This window comes from Aminobacter sp. MDW-2 (assembly GCF_014250155.1).
Classification (GTDB): Bacteria; Pseudomonadota; Alphaproteobacteria; order Rhizobiales; family Rhizobiaceae; genus Aminobacter; species Aminobacter ciceronei.
In genome coordinates this window covers 4,627,744-4,642,382 of sequence record NZ_CP060197.1, presented here as the reverse complement: position 1 = coordinate 4,642,382, position 14,639 = coordinate 4,627,744, and the positions used below count along the sequence as shown (strand labels likewise).

The following is a 14,639-nucleotide window of genomic DNA, read 5'->3' as shown; positions in this document are numbered from 1 at the left end:
GACGACCCCAACCGTCGGGCGTTCGACAGCGAGGTTTGTCGCGAGGCCCACCGATATCAGTGCCTGAGCGTTTCTTTCCGCGCAGTGCGAGAAAACCCTCCGGCAGGCCTTCGCCCAGGGAACTTATCGGGACGACAGGCGTTGTAGTCGCGAGCATGGCCTCCCCCCTCCGGTCATGCTCACACCAGGCCTGCCGGATGTGCCCCATCCGGCAGGCCTTTTCCATGGAACCTGTGATGATCTCGGCTATTGAGCTTACGAGCGGGCGCTTGTCCGTTGTGCAGGCTGCCGATGACGTGGCGCCTGCTTTCTTCGCCAGCCAACAGGGCCGCACCTCCCCGACAGGCAGAATTCAATGAAGACCACCAGCAATCACCTGAGTGACGCTGAAGCCATCCGTGACGACCTCAGGCTGCTCAGGAAACGGATCGCCGATCTGCATGATCGCAGAAGTTTCGACGACGTCGACATTCTATTGTCGGTGGCGGAATCGCATGCCGACCAGCGCCTGGCTACCCTGCGTCGTACCGGCGGATAGGGTGAGGTTCGCTTGCCGCAGCTTGCACCAACGCCTCTATGAGGGCGTCGGGATAGGCCTTGTCGGGACATAGTTCGGCGATCAGGCCTCGTGCCAGCGCATCAAGGTCGGACCGGTCGGTCGGCAAGGGGGATATGCGGCGCAACGCGCCCAGGGCTATTTCGAAATCCAGTGCCGAGATGTTCGAGGAGCTGTTCATAGCTTCCTCCCGTAAGTGGGGCGGAAGCCTGATCTTCGCTCGCAGCCGACGATGCCCGTTCCAGTTATCGTCGATGTCTCGACTATACACCCTCATAACGGGAACAGCCACAGCTGCGCGGTTGCATCCGGAAATTGAGCAGCTTTGCCGTCGTCTTCGTCAGCGACTATCTTTGACGGTATTTGAGGGGGCTGACGTGCCAATGTGCGCGCATAAAGAGCATCGCTATCGCCGCCGCTTGGGCGCAAAGCGCATGCGGAAATTCCGTCGGGCTTCATCGTCATGAATCGTCTGGCACTGGTCCGCGGCGACCAGATTGGCCTCGGGCACGATGCGATCGAAGGCCTCTTCCATGCTGCGGATGCGATAGTGACGGTGGCCGTTGTCGCTGGGCAGTATCGTCTTGACGGTGAAGCTGTTGGGCGTGCCCAGCGGCACGCCGGCACGGGACCTGAGACTGACCGTCTCGTCGACGCTGAATGCGGCGGGCTGGCTCTGTTCAGGCATCTGTCCTGACCATCTACCCGCGCGGGCGCTGCGTGATGATGGCGTCAAGTTTGCGGCGCGATGGGCCATAGCGCCTGATCATCGCCGCGGCTTCGCCGCGCATCAGATCATATTTGCGCGCAAATTCCTCGATCTCATACTCCTGCCTCGAGACGAGCTTGCGGTCCTCAGCGGTTTTCTTCGGATCGTCCGGCATGTCGGCCTCCTGTATAAGAGCCTGTATTAGAGAGTGATGAAACGCGCATGCGGGCGAATCGATCCCTCGGCCGGCAGCTATGTGCCGTGCTAGCCAAGCGGCCCGATCGGGAGATCGGGCCGCCAGCATCTCACCCTCGGCATCTCGCCCCTCGGCATTTCAAGGTTTTGCCGCCGCGTCGTAGACAAGACAGCGGCGGCTCACCGGTTCAGACTATGGGGGCCAGACTATGCGGGCCAGACTACGGGGGGCCAGACTACGGCGCGATCAGACCACCGGAGGGATGCGGGTGGCGTAGCGCCGGCGTTCTTCTTCGATGTCCTTGGGCGAGTACGGGTCGGCCGTTTCGTCGAAGGCCGTCCAGCCGCCATCGGCATAGGCTGCCCGGCGCTCGCTGACATCGACTGGATTGGCGTTGTGCAGGATGGACCTTGCGGTGTCTTCTTCAGCGCCTTCGGTGACGCGTGCGGTCACCAGCGTGCCACCCCGTCGCACGCCTTCGGCGTAGACATGGGCGTCTTCGGCGGGGACGCCGGAATCGGTCAATGCCCCGATGAGACCGCCAGTCGCACCGCCTGCGAGTGCACCGGCCGCAGCACCTGCGGCGGTCGCCGCCAGCCAGCCGGCTGCCACCACCGGGCCAACCCCGGGGATTGCCATGACGCCGAGGCCGGCGAGCAGGCCGCCTGTGCCGCCAACAAGGGCGCCGATGCCCGCGCCGGTGCCGGCAGCGTCTGCCGTATCCGACGAACGGGCGTCATATGAGCCGTCGACATTGCTCGCCACGACACTGATGTCGTCATGCGAAATGCCGGCTCGGTGCAGCTCTTCGACCGCTGCCTGTGCGTCGGAATAATGGTCGAACAATCCTGTCACACTTACCATGGTGATCTTCCTTCTACGTCCTGAAATGGGGTGAAAATGTTGGGCCCGGATTACTGGGCGACGACGTTGCCCTGGTAGTCGAGCGAAACGGCTGTTTCCTTGCCGTCCTTGGTCGCCTTGCCCTGCCAGATGCCGCTCTCGGCCTTGACCAGCGCCGTCACGTTCTGAAAGCCCGCCTCTTCGATCTTGGCCTTGGCTTGCGCTTCGGTGAAGCTGTTGGCGCCGGCTACCGGAGCTGTCGGATTGACAGTATCAGGCGTGGCGATGGCCGGCGTCTGAGGGTCTGTCGACGGCTGGGTCTGCGCCTGGGCATGGAAAGCCGTGGCAGCCAGAATGGCCGCGCTAAGTATAAGATTTTTCATTATTTTCTCCTGACTTGCGACAATAAAACCGTTGGCAGGACGATTGGTTCCCAAAAAGTGCCGGCACAATTTCGGCGCGCCGGCTCAGTCGGCCGCCTGGCATCCATGGCCGCTCGGACATATCAGCGGGGCGGCTCGGCGGGGCGGCCGGGATGTGGCCAATGCCGGCTCAGCCGGCGGGCGGCAGTGCCCACGCCAATTTCATATGTTGCGGCCAGACTTCATTTCGCGAGCCCCCGTTTCATTTCGTGAGCCCCAACTTCATTTCGAGAACCAAGGGAACCGCACCGGCGTCGCGGCATTGAGGGTGATGTGCGCACCCGCACCCCCTCTCCAAGGAATGAGCAATGGCCAAGTCAACGAACCGCGGCAAGATTGCCACGATCCATGACCAGAAACTCCAGCGCGGCGAAGGCGGCGAGCTGCACCAGCTGGCCGAAGGCGCAACCCCTGTGCTCACCACCGCCCAGGGTGGCCCGGTCTCAGATGACCAGAACTCGCTGAAGATCGGCGCACGCGGACCGACCGCGCTGGAAGATTTCCATCTGCGCGAGAAGATCTTCCATTTCGACCATGAGCGCATTCCCGAGCGCGTGGTGCATGCCCGCGGCTATGGCGCGCATGGCTATTTCGAGACCTACAAGTCGCTGGCAAAATACACCCGCGCCGACATCTTCCAGCGTGCCGGGGAGAAGACCCCGGCCTTTGTCCGCTTCTCCACCGTCGCCGGCAGCAAGGGCTCGGTCGACCTGGCGCGCGACGTCCGCGGCTTTGCCGTCAAGCTCTACACCCAGGAGGGCAACTGGGACATCGTCGGCAACAACATCCCGGTGTTCTTCATCCAGGATGCGATCAAGTTTCCCGACATCATCCATGCGGTGAAGCCCGAGCCGGACAGCGGCTTTCCACAGGCGCAATCGGCCCACGACAATTTCTGGGACTTCATTTCGCTGACGCCCGAGAGCATGCACATGATCATGTGGGTGATGTCCGACCGGGCGATCCCGCGTTCGTTCAGGTTCATGGAGGGTTTCGGCGTCCATACCTTCCGGATGGTCAACGCCAGGGATGAATCGACCTTCGTCAAGTTCCACTGGAAGCCGAAGCTCGGCCTCCAGTCCGTGGTCTGGAACGAGGCGGTGAAGATCAACGGCGCCGATCCCGATTTCCATCGCCGCGACCTCTGGGACGCGATCAAGGCCGGCAATTTCCCGGAGTGGGAACTGCAGGTCCAGCTGTTCGACCAGGAGTTCGCCGACAGCTTCGACTTCGACGTGCTCGACGCCACCAAGCTCATTCCCGAAGAGCTGTTGCCGCCTGTCCCGGTCGGCCGCCTGGTGCTCGATCGCATGCCCGACAACTTCTTTGCCGAGACCGAGCAGGTGGCGTTCATGACGCAGAATGTGCCGCCCGGCATCGACTTCTCCAACGATCCGCTGCTGCAGGGCCGCAACTTCTCCTATCTCGACACCCAGATCAAAAGGCTGGGCAGCACCAACTTCACCCACATTCCGATCAACGCGCCCAAATGCCCGTTCCATCACTTCCAGCAGGACGGTCACATGGCCATGCGCAACCCGGTCGGCCGCGCCAACTACCAGCCGAATTCCTGGGGCGAGGGGCCGCGCGAATCCCCGCAGGCCGGGTTCCGCTCCTTTGCCGATGTCGAGGCCGGCCCCAAGCAGCGGCTACGTGCTGAAAGCTTCGCCGATCACTACAGCCAGGCCAGACAATTCTACCTGAGCCAGACCCCGCCGGAGCAGGCCCATATCGCAGCGGCGCTGACCTTCGAACTCGCCAAGGTCAAGACGCCGGTCATCCGCGAGCGCATGGTGTCGCATCTGGTCAATGTCGATCGCGGCCTGGCCAATGGCGTCGCCGCCAATCTGGGCCTGCAGTCCATGCCCAAGGCGGCCGACGCTGCAATGCCAACGCGCCAGGATCTCGAGCCGGCAGCCTCGCTCAGCATTCTCGCCAAGGGACCCGAGCGCTTCGAAGGACGAAAACTCGGCATTCTCGTCACCGACGGCACCGATGCCGCCCTGCTTTCGGCGCTCAAGGACGCGATCGCCAAGGCTGGGGCCAGCTGCGAGATCATCGCGCCGAAGGTCGGCGGGGCCAAGTTGAGCGACGGCAGCCTGGTGCCGGCGGACCAGATGATCGCCGGGGCGCCCTCGGTGCTCTATGACGCGGTCGCGCTGCTGCCGGACGAGAAGACGATGCCAGCCTTGTCGGACAATCCCGATGTTCGTGACTTTGTCTCCGATGCTTTCGCGCACTGCAAGTTCATCGGCCATGTCACGGCTGCCAAGGGGCTGGTTGAGAAGGTTTGCGGCAACGGCGCACTGGAAGATGAGGGCGTCATCCGCCTTGCCACGCCGCGGGACATGCCGGCTTTCGTCGAGGCTCTGGGCAGATTGCGGGTGTGGAAGAGAGAAGCGCGCTGACGCATGTCAGACGCAGGCGAGCGGGTCCGGTGGCCCGCTCGCCTTGGCCGGAGCCGGCGCGTATCCTCTAGAGCGTTTCCGCTTTTCTTCGAATCGCGGAATCTCTCTATCTTCTTGTTTTTGCGCAATTCCTGACGGAAAACCGCTGCACACTTTTCCTGGAATTGCTCTAGCGCAGAAGCCCGGCCGATCGCAGCGCATCCTCGATTGTCCTGGTGATCCCCTCGGCGCGGGCCGGCTTGTCGGGAGCCGCTGCTCTTTCTCGTTTTTGCGGCAGCAGGATCTCGACCTGCGGATCTGCGATTTGCCAGAATTGCGCGATGCGCTGCGTCGACGAGATGCCGGCGTCGATCATGAACGGGCCGGGGGTCCCGATGCCGTTTGCAGCCAGCGGCGTGCCGTGCCCCATGCCTTTGATGCGATACTGTTCGATCACCTCCCGTCCCGAGCCGTCTTTCCAGACGCGACGGCTGTGGCCGTCGACCATGGTCGTCGACGGCGGCGCTTCATCGTCGATGCCGTGAATGGTCCGCCATTGGCCGATGATGTCGTCGGCGTTTGATCCGACGACGATCTGGTCGGCCGAGCCGTGCCAGACGGAAAGTGTCGGCCATGGGCCCGTGTGGGGCGAGGCGGCGCGCAGCAGCTGCTGAAGCCGCGCCTCCGAGGGGCCGCCATGGCCGCGCATGCGGTCGAAGGCCGTCGGGATCGAATTGGCCGTGCCAAAGGGCAATCCGGCGATGATGGCGCCGCCGGCAAACACCTCGGGATAGGTCGCCAGCATCACCGACGTCATCGCGCCGCCGGCCGAAAGCCCGGTGATGAAGATCCGGCCGCGATCAAGCCGATGCGCCAGAACCATCGCCTCGATCATCTGGCGGATCGACAGAGCTTCGCCGCCGTTGCGCATCATGTCGCCCGGCTCGAACCAGTTGAAGCAGAGATTGGCATTGTTGGACCGCTGCTGTTCTGGAAACAGCAGCGCAAATCCCTGGCTGTCGGCAAGGGCGGACCAGCCGGCGCCATGGTCGTAGCCCGACGCGGTCTGGGTGCAGCCATGAAGCACGACGACCAGCGGCGCTGAGCCAGGCAGGTTCTCCGGAACATAGCGTCTGGCTCGCAGGGCACCGGGGTTCGAGCCGAAGTTCACCAGATCCCTGAGCGGGTCGTCATGCCGCTCCGGCGAGACCGTTTGCGCACGGCGTGCTGCCAGGCGCGAGATCGTATCAGATAGGTTTCTCATGGCGGTGTCCTGTTTCCGCAGCCCTGACCGGACCGCGCGCCCTCCACAACGCCGATGAGCGTCTATCGTTGCTGCACTGCACAATAAATCGCGCGGCGCAGTTTCCAGCCGCGCAGGCGCGACAAAGGCCTGCTGAGGCTGCCGCCTCAACAGGCCTTGGCCGGGCAGGCTGGCTGGTGCTGATCTGGGTGGCGGGCAGGGCTGTTCGCGACCTCTGTCTCCCCGAACGCGCCCCGCACGATCCGGAATCCGAAGACCTTGTGGGCCTGGCCGCTGGTGGCAGCGGCCAGACGGCTTGGCGGTTTCTCAGGGTCTGGTGTTGTCGGCGCCTGCGCCACCTTCCGCTCGCGCTGGCCACGTCCACAGGTGGAAGTCGCCAGAAGACCTGTCCTGCGCGATGCGCTGCCAGAGCCGGTCGACCGCCCGCTGGATGCGCGCTTGGGTCAGGCCGAGATGTTGTGCCGCCTGCGCCGGCGATGCCGGGTCCCAGGCAAGGCGGTCTTGCGTGTTCGACATCAGGACGTCGACGAGCGCGTCCCTGACTTTGTGCATCGGTCATCCCAAGGCTTTGGTGACAAGCACCTGGGGCCAAGGCGCAGCCTCAGACCTGGGCCGACGCCCGGCCTCGCAGCCATGTGCGGCAACAGCTCCAACACAAGTCCGATTGCTCCGGCATCGGCAAAGACCAGGCCGATGTTCTCCACGATCCCAAAACCGCCGTCGAACGGCCGAGGGCGAAACAACGGTCGTTGCCCCCGGGGGCGCCGCCAGGCGGATCATGTCTCCGGCACCATTTCAGTTTCACGGCGGCGCCAGCCGATGCTGGCAAAGGCGATGGCCGCGGCGATGCCCAGCACGATGGCGATGGCCAGCGCAGGCCAGGTGCCGAAACGCGCCATCAGCACTGAAAAGACAAACGGAGCCAGTGCCGATACGATCAACCGGATCGACGATATCTTGCCCAGCAACGCGCCATAGCCCTCGGAGCCGAACAGGGCCAGGGGCAGGGACCCCTGGACGATGCTGGTCAATCCCGACCCGAGGCCGAAAAGGATGGCGAAAGCCGCCGCACCCCAGATCCAGGGAGCCGACACCAGCAAGGTCGACAAGCCGGCGACGAGGAAAGCGGCGGAGATCACCGCCAGCACCAGCTGCGACAGCCCGCGGCCGGCCAGCATGTTGATGAAGCGGCTGAACACCTGGGCAGGGCCGAACAGCGTGCCCACCAGCACAGCACTCGCCCCAAGCCCGACGGCGCTGAGCAGCGGAACCATGTGGACGAGCAGCGCCGACAGGACGAAGCCTTCGAGCGCGAATCCCAGGCCCATGAGGGCAAACGCCCGGCGCCGATCCCAGGAGGCGACGCTTCCTGCGATCGCTGCCACGGCTCTGGCCCTGTCCTTGCCGCCGCGGCGATCGGCGTTCATCGCGCGTGCCAGCCAGCAGTGAAACGGCAGGCACGCCACCAGATGCAGGACGGCGAAGGCGAGATAGACCTGCCGCCATGTCAGATGCGCGTGCAGTTCGGTGGTGATCGGCCAGAACAGGGTCGAGGCAAAACCGGCAATCAATGTCAGATGGGTGATGCTCTTCTGGCCGCTTTGCGGCGTGATCTGCACCAGGGCGGCAAAGGCCGCGTTGTAGAGGACGAAGGCCGAGGCGATCTCCATGACGATCATGCCGGCGACGAAGGTCAGGCGATCGGGTGCGAGCCCGCACAGGACCAGCGACAAGGCCGCGACCAGCGAGCCCAGGGCCATCATCGCACCCGCGCCATGGCGATCGATGCGGCGGCCGATGGACGGCGCGGCGAGACCGCCGATCAGCAAGGCGGCGGAAAAGACTGCGAACACCCATTCCTGCGTCCAGCCGAAATCCCTGGCCATCCCGGGCGCGAGGATGCTGAAGCTGTAATAGAGCGTGCCGTAGCCGATGATCTGGGTCAGGCCGAGGCCCCAGATGACGGTGCTGCGGCGCTGTTCAGTTGAAACGGGCGGTGCCATTTTCCATCTTTCCGGGATTATCGAAATAGCTGTCAAAAAATTATGCCGCGTTGTCTTTCGTCTGCGGGGAGCGAACGTCGGCGCAGCATTCGTCGGAGAGGAAACCGAGAAGGTCGTTCATTGCGGCGTAATTGGCACGGCAGATCAGTGTTGTTGCCTGGCGCTCCTGCCCAACGAGACCAGTGGCGATCAGTCGATGCAGATGATGGGAGAGGGTCGATGCGGCGATGCCGATCCTCTCCTGCAGATGGCCGACGGCGAGCCCCTGTTCGCCGGCGCGAACGAGGGCTCGGTAAATCCGTAGTCGCGTCGGGTTGCCGAGCGCTTCGAGCTGGGTAGCTGCTGTTTCGAGTTTCATGGAAATAGCTAGCGCCCACCGCGTGGCAACGTCAATGGGTATTTCGAGAATGATAGAAATATGCCGTTCGGACGACGACCTTGCCGACGACCCCAACGGCGGGACCAGATGCTCTAGATCGCCTTGAGCTTCATGCGCGCCTCGAGCTTTTCGGCATCTTCCTTGCGTTCGCTGTAGCGGCTGGTCAGGTAGTCCGAGACATCGCGGGTGATGAGCGTGAACTTGACCAGCTCTTCCATCACGTCGACGACGCGGTCGTAGTAGGATGACGGCTTCATGCGGCCAGCCTCATCGAACTCCTGGTAGGCCTTGGCCACGGAAGACTGGTTCGGGATGGTGATCATCCGCATCCAGCGGCCGAGGATGCGCATCTGGCTGACCGCGTTGAACGACTGCGAGCCGCCCGAGACCTGCATCACCGCCAATGTGCGCCCTTGCGTCGGCCGGATCGAACCTGTGGCCAGCGGGATCCAGTCGATCTGCGATTTCATCACCCCGCTCATCGCCCCGTGTCGTTCCGGGCTGGTCCAGACCTGGCCTTCCGACCAAAGCGACAGCTCGCGCAGTTCCTTGACCTTCGGGTGATCGGTTGGCGCGCCGTCGGGCAGGGGAAGGCCGGAGGGATCGAAGATGCGGGTCTCGGCGCCGAAGTGCTCCAGCAGGCGCGCAGCTTCCTGGGTCAGGAAGCGACTGTATGAGCGTCCACGAAGCGATCCGTAGAGAAGCAGGATCCGCGGCTTGTGGGTCGACAATTCGACGGACAGCTTGCTGCGGTCAGGCAGTTCCAGCGCGTTGCTGGCGATGTTGGGCAGGTCAGGCAACGCGGTTTCCCCAGGCATCGATCAGCACCTCGCCGTCTTCCTTGTGAAACGGCCCTTTTTGCGGAAGCGGCAGGATGTCGAGCACGATCTCGGAAGGTCGGCTGAGCCGCACGCCCCAGGGCGTGACGACGAATGGCCGGTTGATCAGGATCGGATGCGCCAGCATGGCGTCCAGCAACTGGTCGTCGGTCAGATTCGGATCGTCCAGGCCCAGTTCCGCATAGGGCGTGCCCTTCTGCCTGATGGCTTCGCGCACGCTGAGGCCGGCCTTGGCGATCATGTCCTGCAGCACGGCGCGCGCGGGCGGCGTTTGCAGATAGTCGATCACAGTGGGCTCGACCCCGGCATTGCGGATGAGCGCAAGCGTGTTGCGCGACGTGCCGCAGGCGGGGTTGTGGTAGATGGTGACGTCCATCAGGCGGACCTTTCAGCTTCGTTGGAGGATTTGACGGCCACGCCGCGCTCGTACCAGCCCTTGCTGCGGTTCACGATCCAGACGACCGACAGCATCACCGGAACCTCGACAAGCACGCCGACGACGGTTGCAAGTGCTGCACCCGAGCTGAAGCCGAACAGGCTGATGGCGGCGGCGACCGCCAGCTCGAAGAAATTGGAAGCGCCGATCAGCGCCGACGGACCGGCGACGCAATGCTGCTCGCCCGAGATGCGGTTGAGCAGATAGGCCAGGCCCGAGTTCAGATAGACCTGGATCAGGATCGGCACCGCCAGAAGCGCGATGATCGCCGGCTGGGCGATGATCTGCTCGCCCTGGAAGCCGAACAGAAGCACAAGCGTCGCCAGCAGAGCCACCAGCGAGAGCGGCTGCAAGGTGTGCAGCAGTCGGTCGAGCGCGGCCTGGCCGCCTGCGGCGAGCAGCCGGCGTCTGATCAGCTGGGCGATGACGACGGGAATGACGATGTAGAGAACCACCGACAGGACCAGCGTGCCCCAGGGAACGGTGATCGCGGACAGGCCGAGCAGCAGGCCGACGATCGGCGCAAAGGCAACCACCATGATGGCATCGTTGAGCGCCACCTGCGACAGGGTGAAATGCGGTTCACCCCCGGTCAGGTTCGACCAGACGAACACCATGGCCGTGCAAGGGGCGGCTGCCAGGATGATCAGACCCGCGATGTAGGAATCGATCTGGTCGGCGGGCAGATGCGGGCGGAAGAGCCAGCCGATGAACAGCCAGCCGAGCAGCGCCATCGAGAACGGCTTGACCGCCCAGTTGATGAACAGCGTGACGCCGATGCCGCGCCAATGCCTGCCGACCTCGCCCATGGCGGCGAAATCGATCTTCAGCAGCATCGGGATGATCATCAGCCAGATCAGCACGGCGACCGCAATGTTCACCCTGGCGATCTCGGCGCCGCCGATGGCCTGGAAGACAGCTGGCAGCAGATGGCCAAGCGCGATGCCCACGACGATGCACAGCGCGACCCAGAGGGTCAGATAGCGTTCGAATGTCGACATGATTTCTGGCCGTCCCTTAACAGCAGGCGGGCGCAAGGGCCGGCTGGCAGATGGCCGGATTGCCGGCGCAGCAGTCCTCCATCAGAAACCGGATCAGGCCGCTCAGGGCCTGGTAGTCGGCCGAGTAGACGATGGAGCGCGCGTCGCGGCGGGCGGTGACCAGCCCGCCACGCTCCAGCTCCTTGAGGTGGAACGACACATTCGATGCCGTAACCCCTGCGGCCTCGGCAATGCTGCCTGCGGCCATGCCGTCCGGCCCGGCCTTGACCAAGAGCCGGACGATCTTCAGCCGCGTTTCCTGGGACATCGCCCCCAAGGCGATCAGCGCTTGACGTTCATCCATATTTCAACAATCCTAGAAATGTCAAAATGAGGAATAACCGAGATGCCGACCCCTGACAACCACGATTTTGCCGGCTCGACCGATTTCGCAGATGACGGCATTTCGATCGGCGCGCTGTTGTCCGTCCTTGCCGGGCACAAGGACAAGCCGTTGCTGTTCAGCTATGGCGGCCGCACGGTGAAGCCGGGCTACCACGTCACCGAAGTGAAGGCCGGAGCCTTTGCAGCACTTGATTGCGGCGCAAACCCCGAGGCCTGGACCGAGCTCTTCATCCAGCTCTGGGATGTCGACGAAGACGGACGGACCCATATGCCGGCGGGAAAATTCGCGGCCATCATCGGCAAGGTCGGCGCGCATGTGGCTCTTGATCCCGGGGCCAGGCTGACCTTCGAGGTCAGCGACGGCATCGCCGCGATACAGCTCCACAAGGCATCCATGCCGCTTGTCCAGGGCGGCGAGGTCCATGTCCAGCTCTCCGCCCGGGCGTCGAGCTGCAAGCCGCGCGACCGCTGGCTTGTCGAGCAGGCGAAGGCGACCACTGCCTGCTGCGGCCCCGCCAAAGGCGATGGCCAGCCCTGCTGCGGCTAGAGCGGTTGCCTCTGTGCGGCTGAGCTCAGACCTTGCCCTCTTTTTGCGCCTTTTCGAGCTTTTCGTGGGTCTTCTCGAACAGCGTCTTTTCGACAGGCTCCGGCCGGAACTGCTTGTCCATCTCCTTGACCTGTTCCATCGCCTTCTGATGCGCTTCGGCTGCACCGACGATCTTTCCTTCGTTGGGCATGGTTATTCCCCCTCTTCTCCGGTTGATGACATCGACGCGTCTAGCGAACGTTCCAGTTCGTGATGGCAAAATCCACGATCATCCATCCCATGGTCAAAACCAGCGCAGCGCCCAAAGCCGCATCGACATAGTCGCCATATTTGCCGGGCAGGATTTCATCGAGAAAAACGGCAACGAAAAAGCCGAGTATCGCCCCGAGCGCGCCCAGGGCAGCAGCGCCGCCTTGCCCCCAAAGAACATGTCCGGTCACGACCAGCAGTAAGAAAATCAGTATTCCAACGGCGCCGGCAGCGTGGTTCATTGTCTTTCGACCCGCGATCTCCCGTATAATACGGCACGAAATCTCGATTGCTGCAAGTTGTCGACAGTGTTGAGTGCGGCTAAGCTTTGCCACATGCTATCTCGTTTCAGATTCGCCTCGAGCCTTGGATTTGCGCTGGCCGTTCTCGCCTCCAGCGCGGCCGTCGCGACGGGCGCCTGTCCGCCCGTCAGCCGGGCGTCCGAACGCGGCAAGCTGCAACAGCTGCTTGCATCCAGGCGGAGAGCGAGCGGACCTTCCTGCTGGCTGGTGCCGACCGGCGGATCGAGCAGATCCCATCGAGCGCCCTCAACGCCGATGGCGCGATTTGCGGCATCTCGGTCGTTCGTGCCTATGTGCTCACCTGCATGAACGCCACTCTTGGCGAGCCTTTGCGCGCGATGCCAGCGGACAAGGCCTCAGGCAAGGCGCTGTGGGGCCGGGCCGGGCTGTCGGCCCGCGGTGCCGTGTTCATCGGCATGTTCGAAGCCTGCCGCGGCGGCGCCGCGGAGGCGTTTCTGTCGCGGTGACCTGATCCGTCGGGGTGCCCAGATCTACCCCGCCCAGCCGCCAAGATCTGCCCAGCTGCCATGCGCACGGGGCGAGCAACAAGCAGGATTTCCGCATGAGCCTCTTTGTCATCACCGGCGCGATGGCCGCCGGCAAGACCACCGTCGCCAAGGCGCTGGCGCAACGTTTCCCCCGCTCGGCCGTCGTCGGCGGCGATGTCTTCCGTCGCATGATCGTCAACGGTGCGGCCGTCATGGGGCCGACGCTCGACGCCGAAGCGCGCGCGCAACTGACGCTGCGCCAGGTGATCGCCACCGATGCCGTGCGTCGTTACCACGACGCCGGCTTCACCGTTGTCTATCAGGACATTCTCATCGGGCAGGATCTTGTCGCCGTCGTCGAGCGCCTGGCCGACCTTGATCCGCGCGTCGTGGTGCTGGCGCCGTCGGCCGAGGTGCTGGCGCAGCGCGACAGGGACCGGGCAAAAACAGGCTATTCCGATCATTTTCCGCCCGCTGTTCTCGCCGAGGCCCTTGCCCGCGAGACGCCGCGGCTCGGCCGGTGGATCGATTCATCCGCCATGGATGTCGAACAGGTGGTCGACGCCATTCTCGACGACTGACGTCTCAGCGTTGTTTGGCGAGGGGGGTGCACGGCATCGCTTGAACTCTCAATTCGCGACCGCCCCTGCTGCTGGAGTCGTCGGTGCGAATGGGCTGGCAGGAGAAGACTGGCGAAGTGAGGCGCCGGCTCGGGCTATGATTCCGCAGGCGCCCACGCGCCGCCTGCGCCATGGTAGGTTTCGCATTGGAGCTCAAAGCCCCGGGCGCAACTTTTGCAGCGGAAGCCGTAGCTGATGACGTCTTGCCACGGGCCATCAGGATCAAGGTCCAGGAAGGGGTGGCCAGGATGCGCATCGGCGAACAATGCACCTGAAAGGACGGCTTCGCGGACCGTCTTGATGACTTTGGACAGCTCGCCGGGAGACCGGATAAGCCGTTGAAGGTCATATGGCGCACAATCTGAACAGTTCATCGGTTTCGCACCTGTTTGCCGGTAGGCGGCCTATAACTTGCCGACACTGGAAATCTCGATCTGGCTCGCTTTGAAGGCGAGGGCGCTTGTCCTGTCGCCTGTGAGGCGGCCGATCTTGCGGAACTGATGAAGCTGCTGGCCCACGGCGGCTTCAAGGGCAGCTGGAGACCTGCACGGTGTGGAACGGATGCCAGTCCTTCGTCCGGTAGTTGGCCTGCATGATGCCGCCCATCCTGATGAAGTCGGAGGTGCCGCTCATGTCGCAGAGGAATTTTGACAAGTTCGTATCGATGTCGTCGGTGATGGCAGCCCAGCTCGTACCCTTGGCGGCAAGCATCTGATCCATCTCCGCCTTCGTCTGGTTCCAGACGATGTTGAAGACGGACCTTCGCCCGTTGGCGACGACCATGTCGAGTGTCTGAAACTCGTCCATGCGCTTCGGCAATGACGCGGCAAATTCCCTTGCCGCCAGCTCGGCGAAAATGCACGCGTCCATCTCGCCCGTGGGAGAGCCGCAGTCCTGGGAATGGGCAGGGGCCGCAAGGGCGAGAACGAAAGCTGCGATGAGAGCGCGCAGTCCAGTCCGGGCAATCGACACGTTTGTCCTCGTTTTCTTGGTCACGACCAGCCTCGGCATCGT

At 63.6% G+C, this 14,639-nt stretch carries 21 protein-coding genes; 5 read left to right on the top strand and 16 right to left on the bottom strand.

All coding sequences use genetic code 11. The features are described from left to right. The first annotated feature begins 355 nt into the window (after nucleotides 1-355). A complete protein-coding gene (locus H5P29_RS22930) occupies nucleotides 356-538 on the top strand; it encodes a hypothetical protein (RefSeq protein WP_154385161.1) in 183 nt (60 codons plus the stop codon). Here H5P29_RS22930 and H5P29_RS22925 read toward each other — a convergent pair. The 5 genes from H5P29_RS22925 to H5P29_RS22905 form a co-directional block, all read right to left on the bottom strand. Further along, nucleotides 513-737 carry a hypothetical protein gene (locus H5P29_RS22925; RefSeq protein ID WP_154385162.1) on the bottom strand — a complete coding sequence of 75 codons (225 nt, stop codon included), beginning with the start codon at nucleotides 735-737 and terminating at the stop codon, nucleotides 513-515. The genes H5P29_RS22930 and H5P29_RS22925 overlap by 26 nt on opposite strands. Nucleotides 738-962: 225 nt before the next feature. Next, entirely contained in the window at nucleotides 963-1,244 is a 282-nt protein-coding gene (locus tag H5P29_RS22920) for a hypothetical protein (protein WP_115732749.1), read from the bottom strand. Between the two features lie 13 nt (nucleotides 1,245-1,257). Next, nucleotides 1,258-1,440: a DUF3606 domain-containing protein gene (locus H5P29_RS22915; RefSeq protein WP_115732748.1), complete on the bottom strand. Its 183-nt coding sequence runs from the start codon at nucleotides 1,438-1,440 to the stop codon at nucleotides 1,258-1,260. A gap of 267 nt (nucleotides 1,441-1,707) precedes the next feature. Beyond that, nucleotides 1,708-2,325, bottom strand: a complete 618-nt coding sequence (locus tag H5P29_RS22910) for a general stress protein (RefSeq protein WP_115732747.1) — start codon at nucleotides 2,323-2,325, stop codon at nucleotides 1,708-1,710. Between the two features lie 50 nt (nucleotides 2,326-2,375). Beyond that, the gene (locus H5P29_RS22905; protein ID WP_154385163.1) at nucleotides 2,376-2,687 is read right to left on the bottom strand and encodes a PepSY domain-containing protein; all 312 of its coding nucleotides are present in this window, start codon (nucleotides 2,685-2,687) and stop codon (nucleotides 2,376-2,378) included. 347 nt (nucleotides 2,688-3,034) lie between these two features. Between H5P29_RS22905 and H5P29_RS22900 the strand changes: the two genes are divergently transcribed. Further along, nucleotides 3,035-5,134, top strand: a complete 2,100-nt coding sequence (locus H5P29_RS22900) for a catalase (protein WP_154385164.1) — start codon at nucleotides 3,035-3,037, stop codon at nucleotides 5,132-5,134. 169 nt (nucleotides 5,135-5,303) lie between these two features. Here the strand turns inward: H5P29_RS22900 and H5P29_RS22895 are convergent, their stop codons facing one another. The 8 genes from H5P29_RS22895 to H5P29_RS22860 all read right to left on the bottom strand — a co-directional run bounded on the left by H5P29_RS22895 (nucleotide 5,304) and on the right by H5P29_RS22860 (nucleotide 11,378). Further along, nucleotides 5,304-6,377, bottom strand: coding sequence for a PHB depolymerase family esterase (locus H5P29_RS22895; protein ID WP_154385165.1), 1,074 nt, complete (start codon nucleotides 6,375-6,377; stop codon nucleotides 5,304-5,306). Between the two features lie 306 nt (nucleotides 6,378-6,683). Then, entirely contained in the window at nucleotides 6,684-6,929 is a 246-nt protein-coding gene (locus tag H5P29_RS22890; RefSeq protein ID WP_154385166.1) for a hypothetical protein, read from the bottom strand. Between the two features lie 224 nt (nucleotides 6,930-7,153). Next, the gene (arsK, locus tag H5P29_RS22885; RefSeq protein WP_154385167.1) at nucleotides 7,154-8,380 is read right to left on the bottom strand and encodes an arsenite efflux MFS transporter ArsK; all 1,227 of its coding nucleotides are present in this window, start codon (nucleotides 8,378-8,380) and stop codon (nucleotides 7,154-7,156) included. A 40-nt stretch (nucleotides 8,381-8,420) separates the two neighbouring features. Then, nucleotides 8,421-8,738 (bottom strand): helix-turn-helix transcriptional regulator, encoded by a 318-nt coding sequence (locus H5P29_RS22880; protein WP_154385168.1) that lies wholly within the window; start codon nucleotides 8,736-8,738, stop codon nucleotides 8,421-8,423. 113 nt (nucleotides 8,739-8,851) lie between these two features. After that, entirely contained in the window at nucleotides 8,852-9,577 is a 726-nt protein-coding gene (gene arsH / locus H5P29_RS22875) for an arsenical resistance protein ArsH (RefSeq protein WP_154385169.1), read from the bottom strand. Beyond that, on the bottom strand, nucleotides 9,552-9,974 hold the full coding sequence (gene arsC, locus H5P29_RS22870) for an arsenate reductase (glutaredoxin) (RefSeq protein ID WP_154385170.1): 423 nt from the start codon (nucleotides 9,972-9,974) through the stop codon (nucleotides 9,552-9,554). Before arsC ends, arsH begins: the two co-directional genes overlap by 26 nt. Further along, nucleotides 9,974-11,035, bottom strand: a complete 1,062-nt coding sequence (arsB, locus tag H5P29_RS22865; RefSeq protein WP_154385171.1) for an ACR3 family arsenite efflux transporter — start codon at nucleotides 11,033-11,035, stop codon at nucleotides 9,974-9,976. The genes arsC and arsB overlap by 1 nt, the downstream gene beginning before the upstream one ends. Before the next feature lie 16 nt (nucleotides 11,036-11,051). After that, nucleotides 11,052-11,378, bottom strand: coding sequence for a helix-turn-helix transcriptional regulator (locus H5P29_RS22860; RefSeq protein ID WP_154385172.1), 327 nt, complete (start codon nucleotides 11,376-11,378; stop codon nucleotides 11,052-11,054). 42 nt (nucleotides 11,379-11,420) lie between these two features. Between H5P29_RS22860 and H5P29_RS22855 the strand changes: the two genes are divergently transcribed. Beyond that, entirely contained in the window at nucleotides 11,421-11,966 is a 546-nt protein-coding gene (locus H5P29_RS22855; protein ID WP_154385173.1) for a DUF6428 family protein, read from the top strand. 25 nt (nucleotides 11,967-11,991) lie between these two features. Here the strand turns inward: H5P29_RS22855 and H5P29_RS22850 are convergent, their stop codons facing one another. Together H5P29_RS22850 and H5P29_RS22845 are read right to left on the bottom strand one after the other, a co-directional pair. Further along, complete coding sequence (locus H5P29_RS22850; RefSeq protein ID WP_154385174.1) at nucleotides 11,992-12,156, bottom strand: hypothetical protein; 165 nt, start codon at nucleotides 12,154-12,156, stop codon at nucleotides 11,992-11,994. 40 nt (nucleotides 12,157-12,196) lie between these two features. Next, nucleotides 12,197-12,457 carry a hypothetical protein gene (locus H5P29_RS22845; protein WP_067963846.1) on the bottom strand — a complete coding sequence of 87 codons (261 nt, stop codon included), beginning with the start codon at nucleotides 12,455-12,457 and terminating at the stop codon, nucleotides 12,197-12,199. Nucleotides 12,458-12,822: 365 nt separating this feature from the next. On the opposite strand from H5P29_RS22845, the gene H5P29_RS22840 reads away from it, so the two are divergent. Together H5P29_RS22840 and H5P29_RS22835 are read left to right on the top strand one after the other, a co-directional pair. Further along, nucleotides 12,823-12,984 carry a hypothetical protein gene (locus H5P29_RS22840; RefSeq protein WP_154385175.1) on the top strand — a complete coding sequence of 54 codons (162 nt, stop codon included), beginning with the start codon at nucleotides 12,823-12,825 and terminating at the stop codon, nucleotides 12,982-12,984. A gap of 95 nt (nucleotides 12,985-13,079) precedes the next feature. Continuing rightward, nucleotides 13,080-13,586: an AAA family ATPase gene (locus H5P29_RS22835; protein ID WP_154385176.1), complete on the top strand. Its 507-nt coding sequence runs from the start codon at nucleotides 13,080-13,082 to the stop codon at nucleotides 13,584-13,586. Nucleotides 13,587-14,150: 564 nt separating this feature from the next. On the opposite strand, the gene H5P29_RS22830 is transcribed toward H5P29_RS22835, so the two are convergent. After that, nucleotides 14,151-14,621, bottom strand: coding sequence for a hypothetical protein (locus tag H5P29_RS22830; protein WP_154385177.1), 471 nt, complete (start codon nucleotides 14,619-14,621; stop codon nucleotides 14,151-14,153). Nucleotides 14,622-14,639: the final 18 nt, after the last annotated feature.